General features: G+C 72.7%; 14 protein-coding genes. 11 read left to right on the top strand and 3 right to left on the bottom strand.

The genetic code is table 11. From position 1 onward, the window contains the following. The first annotated feature begins 302 nt into the window (after positions 1 to 302). The 3 genes from ABZS77_RS16005 (at position 303) to ABZS77_RS15995 (ending at position 3,054) form a co-directional block, all read left to right on the top strand. Complete coding sequence (locus ABZS77_RS16005) at positions 303 to 1,310, top strand: hypothetical protein (protein ID WP_354823105.1); 1,008 nt, start codon at positions 303 to 305, stop codon at positions 1,308 to 1,310. Positions 1,311 to 1,373: 63 nt separating this feature from the next. Beyond that, positions 1,374 to 2,345 (top strand): pirin family protein, encoded by a 972-nt coding sequence (locus ABZS77_RS16000; RefSeq protein WP_354823103.1) that lies wholly within the window; start codon positions 1,374 to 1,376, stop codon positions 2,343 to 2,345. 40 nt (positions 2,346 to 2,385) lie between these two features. Next, positions 2,386 to 3,054 carry a hypothetical protein gene (locus ABZS77_RS15995; RefSeq protein ID WP_354823101.1) on the top strand — a complete coding sequence of 223 codons (669 nt, stop codon included), beginning with the start codon at positions 2,386 to 2,388 and terminating at the stop codon, positions 3,052 to 3,054. Positions 3,055 to 3,260: 206 nt separating this feature from the next. Here the strand turns inward: ABZS77_RS15995 and ABZS77_RS15990 are convergent, their stop codons facing one another. After that, a complete protein-coding gene (locus ABZS77_RS15990) occupies positions 3,261 to 3,929 on the bottom strand; it encodes a DUF1345 domain-containing protein (protein WP_354823099.1) in 669 nt (222 codons plus the stop codon). Positions 3,930 to 3,971: 42 nt separating this feature from the next. Further along, positions 3,972 to 4,244 carry a DUF2795 domain-containing protein gene (locus tag ABZS77_RS15985; RefSeq protein WP_354823097.1) on the bottom strand — a complete coding sequence of 91 codons (273 nt, stop codon included), beginning with the start codon at positions 4,242 to 4,244 and terminating at the stop codon, positions 3,972 to 3,974. Between the two features lie 154 nt (positions 4,245 to 4,398). Between ABZS77_RS15985 and ABZS77_RS15980 the strand changes: the two genes are divergently transcribed. The 6 genes from ABZS77_RS15980 (at position 4,399) to ABZS77_RS15955 (ending at position 8,955) form a co-directional block, all read left to right on the top strand. Continuing rightward, positions 4,399 to 4,809: a DUF2267 domain-containing protein gene (locus ABZS77_RS15980; RefSeq protein ID WP_354823095.1), complete on the top strand. Its 411-nt coding sequence runs from the start codon at positions 4,399 to 4,401 to the stop codon at positions 4,807 to 4,809. Positions 4,810 to 5,016: 207 nt separating this feature from the next. Beyond that, a complete protein-coding gene (locus ABZS77_RS15975; protein ID WP_354823093.1) occupies positions 5,017 to 6,039 on the top strand; it encodes a TerC/Alx family metal homeostasis membrane protein in 1,023 nt (340 codons plus the stop codon). A 76-nt stretch (positions 6,040 to 6,115) separates the two neighbouring features. After that, on the top strand, positions 6,116 to 6,715 hold the full coding sequence (locus tag ABZS77_RS15970) for a sulfite oxidase-like oxidoreductase (protein ID WP_354823091.1): 600 nt from the start codon (positions 6,116 to 6,118) through the stop codon (positions 6,713 to 6,715). Between the two features lie 31 nt (positions 6,716 to 6,746). Further along, complete coding sequence (locus tag ABZS77_RS15965) at positions 6,747 to 7,487, top strand: ferredoxin reductase (protein ID WP_354823119.1); 741 nt, start codon at positions 6,747 to 6,749, stop codon at positions 7,485 to 7,487. A gap of 32 nt (positions 7,488 to 7,519) precedes the next feature. Next, positions 7,520 to 7,813, top strand: coding sequence for a DUF6510 family protein (locus tag ABZS77_RS15960; protein WP_354823089.1), 294 nt, complete (start codon positions 7,520 to 7,522; stop codon positions 7,811 to 7,813). Positions 7,814 to 8,235: 422 nt separating this feature from the next. After that, positions 8,236 to 8,955: a VOC family protein gene (locus ABZS77_RS15955; RefSeq protein ID WP_354823087.1), complete on the top strand. Its 720-nt coding sequence runs from the start codon at positions 8,236 to 8,238 to the stop codon at positions 8,953 to 8,955. On the opposite strand, the gene ABZS77_RS15950 is transcribed toward ABZS77_RS15955, so the two are convergent. Beyond that, complete coding sequence (locus ABZS77_RS15950; protein WP_354823085.1) at positions 8,952 to 9,512, bottom strand: CGNR zinc finger domain-containing protein; 561 nt, start codon at positions 9,510 to 9,512, stop codon at positions 8,952 to 8,954. The two genes, ABZS77_RS15955 and ABZS77_RS15950, sit on opposite strands and share 4 nt — an antisense overlap. A 122-nt stretch (positions 9,513 to 9,634) precedes the next feature. On the opposite strand from ABZS77_RS15950, the gene ABZS77_RS15945 reads away from it, so the two are divergent. Both ABZS77_RS15945 and ABZS77_RS15940 read left to right on the top strand, forming a co-directional pair. Further along, positions 9,635 to 10,627, top strand: a complete 993-nt coding sequence (locus tag ABZS77_RS15945) for a LacI family DNA-binding transcriptional regulator (RefSeq protein WP_354823083.1) — start codon at positions 9,635 to 9,637, stop codon at positions 10,625 to 10,627. 64 nt (positions 10,628 to 10,691) lie between these two features. After that, positions 10,692 to 11,237: a GNAT family protein gene (locus ABZS77_RS15940; protein ID WP_354823079.1), complete on the top strand. Its 546-nt coding sequence runs from the start codon at positions 10,692 to 10,694 to the stop codon at positions 11,235 to 11,237. Positions 11,238 to 11,254 lie beyond the last annotated feature (17 nt).

Below are 11,254 nucleotides of genomic sequence, written 5' to 3'. Positions count from 1 at the left end.
CCGTGCAGGTCTCGGCCTACCCGGACGCCTACGCCCAGTGGGAGCAGCAGGCCACCGACCTGGTCAACCAGCACTGGAACAGCTGACCCACCCACCCACACGATGGCCGGCACCCCCGCAACGGGGTGCCGGCCATCGGCATGTCCGGGCGCCGCAGATCTTGGACAGTTTCCGTCGACCGCGAACGGAAACTGTCCAAGATTCAGTCGAGACGACGTAGCGGAGCGGCGTGGCAGGCGCGGAGTGATCCGGTCGGCGCGCGGGTACGTACCCTCCGGCGGGGACCGGTGGAGGGACGACGCATGGCCGCAGTGGGTGACGGCACAGAGGACGGGCACGAGGCAGCGCAGCAACCCGAGCGCGGACCAGTACGGCCGGAGCACGAGGCGGCGCATCAGCCGCCGCGCGACGTGGAGCGCGAACCCGGAAAGCGGCCCGAGCGCCAGGTGGCGGTGGAGCCGGAACCCGTTGCGGCACCGCGTCGCTGGTCGGTCGGCGCACGCCTGCTGGCGGCCTCTGCCGTGGTCGTGCTGATCCTCGGCGCCGTGGCGGTGGCGGTCATCATCGCCGACCCGCACCGCCTCGGTCAGGCCTCCACGGGCGCACCAGACGGCGACCGACCCGACGGGACGGGCCCCAACGGGACGGGACCCGACGGCGTCCGACCCGACGGTTCGGGTGCCGCACGGGCCGCCGAGCAGACGATGACCGCTCCGCTGGCCGGGCGGCAGCGGGCCACCTTCGTGCTCGTGGACGGGGTGTCGTCGTTCGACCTGCGGGTGGCGGATCTGGGCGACGACCTCTACCGCATCGACACCCCGGCCGGCGCGGGCGTGGTGGCGCGACCGGAGGTGCGGGGCGAGACCGTACGGCTCGGGTTGGCGGACACCGGCGCGTCCGGCGTCAAGGCGGTCCGGGTGCTGCTCAACGAGCGGGTCGCGTGGCGTCTCCAGTTGACCGGCGGGGTGAGTGGTCAGGTGTTGGACCTGACGCGGGCGCGGCTGCTGGGTGTGGAACTCGCCGGCGGGTCGAGCCGTACCGAGGTGCTCCTGCCGGCGATCGACGGCACCGTCGTCGTACGGCTGAGTGGCGGTACGAGCCAGTTGGACGTGCGGGTGCCCGGTTCGCCTCCGGTGCGGGTGCGCGTCGGCGCGGGCGCCGGATCGGTCGTGGTGGGCGACGAACGGTGGAACGGCGTGGGCGCGGGTTCGCTGCTGGGTGCGCCGGGCTGGGACCGGTCGACCGACCGGCTCTACCTCGACCTGGTGGCGGGGGCGAACAGCGTGACGGTGGACACCGACGCGGGCTGAGCCGGCGAGGTGCGGCGGCCGAAGCGCCGTGGTCGCGGGTGGGCGTGCGCGTACAGTCGGGCGGTGGAGCGTACCGAATCGATGCTGGCGCAGACCCGACCACCTGGCGTGGCCGACGCCGATCCCGGCAGCGTGCTGCTCCCGGGCCACGACGTGCCGCTCGGCCGTTACACGACGGTGCGCCGGCTGTTGCCGCAGCGTCCCCGCCGGATGGTCGGTGCGTGGTGTTTCGTCGACCACTTCGGCCCGGACGACGTGGCGCAGCGGCCCGGCATGGAGGTGCCGCCGCATCCGCACACCGGTCTTCAGACGGTGACGTGGCTGCTCGACGGCGAGATCATCCACCGGGACAGCCTCGGCAGCGTGCAGGCGATCCGGCCCGGCCAGTTGAACGTGATGACGTCGGGGCAGGGCATCGCCCACTCCGAGCGGTCGCCGGCCGCCCATCCACCTGTGATGCACGGCGTGCAGCTGTGGGTGGCGCTGCCGGATCCGGCGCGGGCCGGCGCGGCGGCCTTCGCCCACCACGCCGACCTGCCGCGCTGGCGCGACGGCGAGCTGGACGTCACGTTGCTGGTCGGTGAGCTGGGCGGCGAGCGGTCGCCGGCGGTGGTGCACACCCCGCTGATGGGCGCGCAGCTGGAGCTGGGCGGCACCGCGCCGACGACGCTGCCGTTGCGGCCCGACTTCGAGTACGCGATGTTGGCGATGTCCGGGTCGGCGGAGGCCGCTGGGGTGGGGTTCGAGCCGGGGGCGCTGCTCTACCTCGGGTCGGGTCGGCGGGAGGTGACCGTGCGCGGCGGGGCGGGGGCACGACTGCTGCTCTTGGGCGGCGTCCCGTTCGACGAGCCGTTGGTGATGTGGTGGAACTTCGTGGGCCGCTCGCACGAGGAGGTGGCCGCCGCCCGGGAGGACTGGATGGCCGGGCGGCGTTTCGGGGTGGTCGCCGACGATCCGGCGCCGCCGCTGCCGGCGCCGGCACTGCCCACCACCCGCCTCAAGGCACGGGACCGCACCGGCGGTCTGCACGGCTGAGCGGTGCGTGTGACCGGCGGTCGCGCGGGTAGTCGCCCGCATGCCGACCGCTCTGATCACTCCCGTGCAGGACCGGAAACGTCTGGCCCGCCGACTCGCCGGCAGCGGGCGGGGCTTCGCCGAGGAGTACGGGTTCCGGGTCACCAACAACCCGGCGAGCCTGTTCCAGGTGCTCTACCTCGCGGTGCTGCTGGCCCGCCGCGGTGACTTCCGGCGGGCGTTGGACGGTGCGCGGGCGCTGCGCGACGAGGGTTGGGACAGCCCGGCCCGGCTGGCCCGTTCGCTGCACGAGGAGCGGGTGCGGGTGCTGCGCGACAGCGGCCAGCGCGGCGACGTGGACGCGCTCGCCGCCGTACTGGGTGATCTCGCGCGGACGGTCGTCGAGCGGTATCGGGGCGATCTGCGCCGGCTGCGGTCGGCGGCGCACCACGATCCGGCCCGGGAGCGGGCGTTGCTGGCCGACCTGCCCGGCATCGACGGGCAGGTCGTCGACCTGTTCCTGCGGGAGGCGCAGGCGCTGTGGCGGGAGGTCGCCCCGGTGGCCGACCGGCGGGCGCTGACCGCGGCGCGGCGACTCGGCCTGGGCCGTTCCGCGGACGATCTGGCGGGTCTGGCCAGCGGCGGGTCGGAGCGCCTGGCCTGGCTGGTGGGGGCGTTGGCGCGGGTGGATCTGGAGCACCGGTACGGGGAACTGACCGGCCGGCCGTGACGTGCGCTGGCCCACAGTTCCGCAAAAACTGACCGTATGGAGGATGTTCTGTCGTATGGTTGTACCCGGCAGTGCTGGCCGCTCGGTTCGAGCGGGCATCCACCGCCTGGTCGCCGCGATCCGGTTCGGGCGCGGCGCACCGCCTGGGCAGGTTTGGCGCCCCCGGTCGCGGTTCGTGACCCGGGGGCGCCCGCCTGTCCCGGCGATCAGTGGGCCAGGCCCGCCAGCAGGTTCACCGTGACGGCGATGATGAACGCGCCGAACAGGTACGACAGCATCGAGTGCCGCAGCACGGTACGCCGCATCTCGTTGCTCGTCAGGTTCGTGTCGGAGACCTGGAACGTCGTCCCGATCGTGAACGCGACGTACGCGAAGTCGGAGTAGCGCGGCGGTTCGGACTGGTTGAAGTTCACCCCACCGTCCGGGCCGGTGTAGTAGATCCGGGCGTACCGGGCGGCGAACACGGTGTGCACCACCAACCAGGACAGCACGACACTGAACACGCCCAGTCCGCCGTACATGTCCCGTCTCAGGCCGGGCGGCGCCGCGTGCGCGCTCGCCACCACCAGCCCGACGGCGAGCAGGCTGGCCGAGCAGGCCACGAGCAGCAGCACGTCACGGATGGCCCGGTTCGGGTCCTCGTACACGGCCAGCGTCGCCGTGCGGCGGGCGTCCAGCGGCCAGATCTTGCGCCACACCAGCACCAGCCAACTCAGCGCGGCCGCGTCCCAGCCGGCGAGCGGGGCGAGCGACGGTGGCAGCACCAGGGCGAGGCCGGCGCCCACGACGATGCCGACGACCCCCACCAGGGCGAGTTGCGCGGCGGCCGGGGTGTGCCCGTCCGGAGGGCGGGACAGTGGGCCGGTGCGGGGCATCCCTACGCCCCGCGCGCCGGGGCCGGGGCCTTCACCGCCGGGTCAGATGCCGCGCAGATGCTGCGAGACCCGGTCGTGCGTCTTGTCCCGGGCCTGCGCGGCCCGCTGCGACGGGCCCACCTCGGGGGCCGCCTCGATGCCGGCCGACCGGGCCACCTCGGGGCCGTTGGCGTAGTCCACCGGCGGCAGGGCGCGCAACGCCTTCAGGACGTCCGGCGGGGCACCCTCGCGTTCGGCCTCGCGGACGACGTCGTCCTTCTCGGCCGGGTAGTCCAGGCTCGACAGGTACTGCAGGACGTCGGCGTAGCTCGCCATGGCAGCGGCTCCCTCGGGCATCGATGTGGTCACGACCGGCGGCGGTTACCCGCCCGCGGTCGCGTCACGCCCGCCCCGGGTCGCGAATCGGCGCCGTTTCCACCCGGCCGGCGCGGGTACCCGCAGGCGCCGACGCGACCCGAGGGAGTACGCGATGAACTACGACACCTTCATCGACCAGGTTTCCCAGCGCACGTCGACGTCGTCCGAGCGGGCGGTCGAACTGACCCGGGCCGTGTTGGAGACGTTCGGTGAGCGGCTGACCGGCGGCGAGGTGCTGGACCTGGCTGCGCAACTGCCCCAGCCGTTGCAACTGGTGCTCAAGCCGAGCCCGAGCACCGAGCAGGCGGACCGGTTCGGGGCGGCCGAGTTCGTGGCGCGGGTCGCGCTGCGGGCCGGCGTGCCGGAGCCGGCCGCCCGGGACGCCGTACGGGCGGTCTTCACGACGCTGCGCGAGGCGATCACCGGTGGGGAGTTCGACGATGTGGCCACCCAGTTGCCGCGCGACTACCGGGACCTGGTGGAGCAGGCGATGGCCCCGGGCGCGACGCTGCGCCGTGCCTGACGGTGGGCACACAGCGGTTTACCAGGGCAACCATCGATGTCCCGCTTGGCGCTGCGAATCAGCCTGGCCTAACCTTGTCCGTGCGAGGGGAGTACTTCCCACGAATCATTCCGGTCAGTACGGCGCGCCCGGCGCGCCTCGGGTGATTGCCCACCAGGTGGTGGGTGAAGGAGACCTCGAACATGACACGGTGTTCGAGGAGACCCCATGACCGAAGTGTCGTACCTGTCCGCCGCCAGTGAGCTGTCGTCGGTGGGCACCCCCACCCTGTGGGCGGTGACCATCGCCGGTGTGCTGCTCCTGTTGGTGCTGGACTTCCTGGTCACGCGCCGCCCGCACGAGGTGTCGATGCGGGAGGCGCTCGGCTGGTCGGCGTTCTACATAGCCCTGCCGCTGGCGTTCGGCGGTTGGATCTGGGCCCGCTACGGGTCCCAGCAGGGTGTGGAGTACCTCACCGGCTACCTGGTGGAGAAGTCGCTCTCGGTCGACAACCTCTTCGTCTTCATGCTGCTGCTGGCCGCGTTCGCGGTGCCGGCCGTGCTCGCCCAGCGGGTGCTGCTCTACGGCATCGCCGGCGCGCTGGTGCTGCGGGCGATCTTCATCGCCCTCGGCGCGGCCGCGTTGCAGACCCTCGACTTCGCGTTCCTGCTCTTCGCGATCATCCTCGTCGCCACCGCGGTGAAGCTGCTGCGTGACGCCCTGTCCGGGCACCAGCAGGAAGTCGACATCAACAAGATGCGCTCGGTGAAGCTGCTGCGCAGGATCATGCCGGTGGTCAACGAGTACCACGGCACCAGGATGACCGTCCGGCAGGGCGCCAAGCGGGCACTCACCCCGTTCGCCCTGGTGGTGGTCGCGGTGCTGGCCACCGACATCGTCTTCGCCGTCGACTCGGTCCCGGCGGTCTACGGCATCACCGAGGACCCGTACCTGGTCTTCGCCACCAACGCGTTCGCCCTGCTCGGCCTGCGGGCGCTCTACTTCGTCCTGCACGCGGCGCTGAGCCGGCTGGTGCACCTCAGCTACGGCCTGGCGATCATCCTGGCGTTCATCGGTCTCAAGCTCGGCCTGCACTGGGCACACGGGATCTGGGAGAGCGTCCCGCAGATCCCCACCCTCGCCTCGCTGGGCGTGATCATCGGCGTGCTGGTGGTGGTCACCGTCACCAGCCTGCGCGCCACCCGCGGCGGCGTGCCCGAGGACCGCGAGGTCGTCACCGAACGGCACTGACCGCGCCGCGCCGGGGCGGCGAGGGGGTACGCGGGAAAGCTCCCGCCCCGGCCGGCGCGGGTGGTACGACTGTGCAATGGGAATCGTGTCACCGGGCTTTCAGGGTCGGCCCCGATCACAGGAGCCGGCCCTGCCGCCCGGTCAGTACCTGACCGAGGACTTTCCGGTGCTGTCGGCCGGCCCGACACCCCGGGTCTCCCTGGACACCTGGGAGTTCGTCATCGCCGCCGAGAACGGCAACGAGTTCCGGTGGTCGTGGCAGGAGATGATGGCGCTTCCGCAGGAGACGCCGACCGTCGACATCCACTGCGTCACCCACTGGTCCAAGCTGGGCACCACCTGGCAGGGCGTCTCCCTGGACACGCTGCTCGACGGCGTGGACACCGGCGCCCACTTCGCGCTCGCCCACTCCTACGGCGGGTACACGACGAACCTGCCGCTCGACGACCTGCGCGGCGGGCGGGCCTGGGTGGTGCACACGTTCGACGGCGCGCCGCTGCCCGCCGAGCACGGCGGTCCGGCGCGGCTGCTGGTGCCGCACCTGTACTTCTGGAAGTCCGCCAAGTGGGTGCGCGGGATCCGGCTCAAGACGATGGACGAGCCGGGTTTCTGGGAGACCGCCGGCTACCACGACTACGGCGACCCGTGGCGCGAGCAGCGGTACCAGGGTGACTGAGCGCGCCGTGGCGACGGGCACCCCGGCCCGGATGCCGATCCGCTGGCAGGTCGCCCGGCTGGTGGAGCGGCGGGTGGAGACACCGACCGCGCAGACGCTGGTGCTGGAGGTGCCGGACTGGCCGGGTCACCTGCCCGGGCAGCACGTCGACGTGCGGTTGACCGCTCCGGACGGCTACCAGGCGGCCCGGTCGTACTCGATCGCCGGGCCGGTGGTGGACGGCCCGGGTGGGCCGCGGATCGAGGTGACCGTCCAGCGGGTGCCCGACGGCGAGGTGTCCCCGTACCTCATCGATGTCTTCGGTGACGGCGACCCGGTGGAGGTCCGCGGACCGCTCGGTGGCTGGTTCATCTGGCGGCCCGAGGAGACCGCGCCGGTGCAGCTCGTCGCCGGCGGCTCCGGCATCGTGCCGCTGATGGCGATGATCCGGGCGCGCCGGGCGACCGGCAGCCGGGTGCCGTTCCGGCTGATCTACTCGGTGCGCACCCCCACCGACGTGATCTACGCCGACGAGCTGCGCCGCCGGGTCCGCGACGACTTCGGGCTGGACGTGGCGTACGTGTACACGCGTGAGGCGCCCGAGGGCTGGCGCGGCGAACCGCACCGGGTCGGGCTGGCCGACGTGAACAGCCACGGCTGGCCGCCGGACCTGCGACCGCTCACCTACGTGTGCGGCCCGACCGGCTTCGTGGAGACCGTGGCCGACCTGCTGGTGGGCTTGGGTCACCCGTCGAGGCAGATCAAGACCGAACGCTTCGGCCCCACCGGCTGACCGTCCCGCCCGAGCAGGTTCAAGGAGACCCGATGACCGAGATGTCGTACCTGGACGGCAACATGCTCGACGGACCGATGCGTGAGCTGTTCACCGTCGACCTGAGCACCGCGATGGGCCGCTGCGAGAACTGCGGGATGACCGGCTCGATGGCCAGCCTGCACGTCTACTCGCACGCCCCCGGCCTGGTCGCGCGCTGCCCGTCCTGTGAGGAGGTGATGGTGCGGTTGGTCCGCGGCCCGGACCGGGCCTGGCTGGACATGCGCGGCACCACCTTCCTCCAGGTCCCGATGCCGATGGAGCAGACCCGTCCCGGGCCGCTCTGACCCGAGCGGGCTCCGTCGAGCACCGGAGCCGGTCGATCTCCCAAGACGGCGTACGGGTCGCCTCCGTCACCCGGATCGGTCGGTGGCCCCGTCCGCCTCGCCGTACTCGCCACGGATGGGCAGGTAGTAGGCGGGTAGGAAGCCGGCGATGATGGCGACGCCCGCGAGTGGGACGACCGCGCCGACGACGACGCCGGAGCCGATCCAGAGCAGCGCGAGGGCGAACCGGCCAGGCGGCTCGGTCGACGTGCGAGCTGCTGAGTGGTCCTGCCGGAAGGCACGTACCCAAGTGTGGAGGACGTCGTTCGTCTGCTCCCTGGTCCTCGGCCAAATACCCGGGTGCGGCCCGGCGGGCTCATCCGTAGGCTCCGACCCCCGGGCCGGCTGGCCCTCCCGTCGTCGGATCGGAGCTGAGCGCAGCGATGACCAGTCACCTCTTCGCGGTGTGTTTCGGCGCCACCGAACCCCTACGTGTCGGCCGGTTCTGGTCCGCGATCCTGGGGCGGGAGTTGGTCCACGACCCACGCCACGGCGTCATGGTGCTGCCGGACGACGACAGCGGGTTCCGGCTCCGCTTCCCGCTCATGCCGGAGCCGAAGGTCGTCCAGAACCGGGCGCACCTGGAACTGACGAGCGACTCGCCGGAGCACCAGCGGCAGACGATTGCCAGGGCGCTGGACCTGGGCGCGCGGCACATCGACGTCGGCCAGCTTCCCGAGGAGAGCCACGTGGTGCTCGCCGACCCCGGGGGCAACGAGTTCTGCGTCCTCGGCCCGGACAACACGTTCCTGGCCGGCTGCGGGTTCCTCGGTGACCTGTCCTGTGACGGTTCGCGGGACGTCGGGTACTTCTGGAGCGGCGCGCTCGGGTGGCCACTGGTCTGGGACCAGGACGAGGAGACCGCGATCCAGTCCCCGCTGGGCGGTCCGAAGATCACCTGGGGTGGTCCGCCGTTGATGCCGAACGGGGGCCGGGACCGGGTGACGTTCGACCTCGCCGCCGACGACGACCCGGGGGCGGAGGTCGACCGGCTGCTCTCCCTCGGGGCCGAGCGGGTCGGCGACGACCACGACGGCGCGGTGGTGCTGGCCGACCCGGACGGTACCGAGTTCCGGCTGCTGACCCACCCCCGTGCCGCCTAGGACGGTGCCCGACCGGTGCGGACGGCGTATGCCCGCCTCATCTTGATGTGGTTGCCGCAGCCGGCCATCGAGCACCAGCGGCGGGCCTGGTTGCGTGAGGCGTCGTAGTACGCCCAGCGGCACGTGTCGCGGGCGCAGACCTTGAGGCGCCGCCAGGAGCCGTCCGTGCCGCACTCGCGGATGGCGTCGACCAGACCGGCGACCGCCTGGTCCAGCGGGGTGTGGCCGGTGGCGACCAGGCGGTGGCCGTCGGCGGTGAAGCGCGGCGCGACCGGCATCGCCGCCAGCGTGTGGTTGAGGCGGTCGATCGCACCGGGGTCGGCGCGGTGACCGGCGTGGCCGAGAAGCACCGCGCGCAGACCCTCCCGGACCGTGACGGCCGCGTCGAGGTCGGCCGGCCCGAGGGGTACGTCCGCAGGCAGCAGACGCCGTTCGGCGAACCAGTCGCGCAGCCCGTCCGGGCTGGTCAGCGTCTCGTCGTCGATCTGCGGCTCGTAGGTGTTCACGAAGTCCCGGATCAGCCGGGCGGCAACCGGCACCACCGCGTCGTCGTCCACCGGCCACCCCCTGTCTGTTACACCACCGTATCGCCTTGACAGGTGTGAAATCGCCTGCGACTGTCGAACCTACACCGGTGAAAACGTTTTGCCGGTGTGACTTGATCGGGGGAGGGCGGGTCGTGGGTCCCACGCTCAAGGACGTGGCGCGGCTCGCCGGGGTGTCGGTCAAGACGGTCTCCAACGTCGTCAACGGCTACCCCCACGTGAGCGCCGGCGTACGCCACCGGGTCGAGGCCGCCGTCGCCGAGCTGGGCTACCGGCCGAACGCGTTCGCCCGGACCCTGCGGACCGGGCGCGTCGGCGTCCTCGCCCTCGTCCTGCCCGACACCGACCCGCCGTACGTCGACGACCTCACCCGCGAGGTCGTCGACGCGGCCGGGCGTGCCGGCTACCGGGTCGTCGTGGAGCGGGGGCCCGACGAGGAGGGCGCGAACACCACCCGCCCGATGCCCGTGGACGGGGTGCTGGTCGGAGGACCCGGCGGAACGGCCCGGGCGCTGACCGCCGCCGGTCGTCCCGTCGTGCTGATCGGCGGCGGGAGCACCGACGGGTCGTGCGACAGGGTGAGCGTGGACGTCGCCGGGGCCGCCGAGGACGCGACGGCCCACCTGCTACGGACCGGCCGCCGCAGGATCGCCGCGATCGGCGCGTACCCCCCGGGACCCGGCGGTGTGCCGCCGCCGGGCACGGCCGGCTACCACCGGGCGCTGCGCGCTGCCGGGTTGACGCCGCTGCCCCGTGATCTGCTGCCCGCCCGGCACGACCGCCGGGCCGACGGCTACCGCGCGGCCCGCGACCTGTTCGCGGGCCCGGAGCACCCGGATGCGATCTTCTGCCTCTCCGACCCCCTCGCGATCGGCGCGATGCGGGCCGTCTTCGACGCCGGGCTGCGTGTCCCCGCCGACGTCGCCGTGATCGGCGTCGGCGACATCGAGGAGGGGCGCTACTCGCGACCCACCCTCAGCACGGTCGCCGTCGACACCGGCTTCCTCGCCCGGGAGGCCGTGGGCCGTCTCACCACCCGGATCGGACAACCCGACGCCGATGTCGCCGAGGTCGTCGCGCCGCACACCGTGCTCGCCCGGGAGAGCACCGAGGTCCCGGCGACCTGACCGACAGCCCGATCACACCTACCGGTTGGACAACGACAGTGCGCGTCGGTCAGAGTGGTCGGCCGTGAGATACCTGCGCACCGGTGGTCCCGCCGCGATCCGACGGCCCCGCCCCGCCGACGTCGACGAGTTCGTCGCCGGCGCGCGGCGCAGTCGGGACCTGCACCACCCGTGGCTGGCCGCGCCGGGCAGCCCCGAGGAGTACGACCGCTACCTGGCCAAGATCCGTCGCCGGGACAACGCCGGTTACCTGATCTGCGACCGGGCCACCGGAGCGATCGCCGGCTACGTGAACATCAGCGGGATCGTGCTGGGCGCGCTGCGCGGCGGCTACCTCGGGTACGCGGCGTTCGCGCCGTACAGCGGCACCGGGCACGCGTCGGCGGGTATCGCGCTGGTGATCGACCACGCGTTCACGGCCGTCGGGCTGCACCGGCTGGAGGCGAACATCCAGCCGGGCAACGAGCCGTCCCGTCGGGTGGCCCGCAAGCTCGGCTTCCGGTTGGAGGGCTTCTCGCCCGACTACCTGTTCGTCGACGGCGCGTGGCGCGACCACGAGCGGTGGGCCATCACCGCGCCGGACAGGGACGGCGGAGACCCGGTCACGTAACGGCGTCCGTCGATCGG

The sequence above is a fragment of the Micromonospora sp. NPDC005298 genome (genome assembly GCF_040607375.1).
GTDB lineage: Bacteria > Actinomycetota > Actinomycetes > Mycobacteriales > Micromonosporaceae > Micromonospora.
This window is presented reverse-complemented; position numbering and strand designations above follow the sequence as displayed.

What these genes read in the sequence shown, in the direction of transcription:
- ABZS77_RS16005 (WP_354823105.1), top strand. Translation starts at nt 303, where the DNA reads ATGGCCGCAGTGGGTGACGGCACAGAGGACGGGCACGAGGCAGCGCAG.
- ABZS77_RS15995 (WP_354823101.1), top strand. Translation starts at nt 2,386, where the DNA reads ATGCCGACCGCTCTGATCACTCCCGTGCAGGACCGGAAACGTCTGGCC.
- ABZS77_RS15990 (WP_354823099.1), bottom strand. Translation starts at nt 3,929, where the DNA reads ATGCCCCGCACCGGCCCACTGTCCCGCCCTCCGGACGGGCACACCCCG.
- ABZS77_RS15985 (WP_354823097.1), bottom strand. Translation starts at nt 4,244, where the DNA reads ATGGCGAGCTACGCCGACGTCCTGCAGTACCTGTCGAGCCTGGACTAC.
- ABZS77_RS15980 (WP_354823095.1), top strand. Translation starts at nt 4,399, where the DNA reads ATGAACTACGACACCTTCATCGACCAGGTTTCCCAGCGCACGTCGACG.
- ABZS77_RS15975 (WP_354823093.1), top strand. Translation starts at nt 5,017, where the DNA reads ATGACCGAAGTGTCGTACCTGTCCGCCGCCAGTGAGCTGTCGTCGGTG.
- ABZS77_RS15970 (WP_354823091.1), top strand. Translation starts at nt 6,116, where the DNA reads ATGGGAATCGTGTCACCGGGCTTTCAGGGTCGGCCCCGATCACAGGAG.
- ABZS77_RS15965 (WP_354823119.1), top strand. Translation starts at nt 6,747, where the DNA reads ATGCCGATCCGCTGGCAGGTCGCCCGGCTGGTGGAGCGGCGGGTGGAG.
- ABZS77_RS15960 (WP_354823089.1), top strand. Translation starts at nt 7,520, where the DNA reads ATGACCGAGATGTCGTACCTGGACGGCAACATGCTCGACGGACCGATG.
- ABZS77_RS15955 (WP_354823087.1), top strand. Translation starts at nt 8,236, where the DNA reads ATGACCAGTCACCTCTTCGCGGTGTGTTTCGGCGCCACCGAACCCCTA.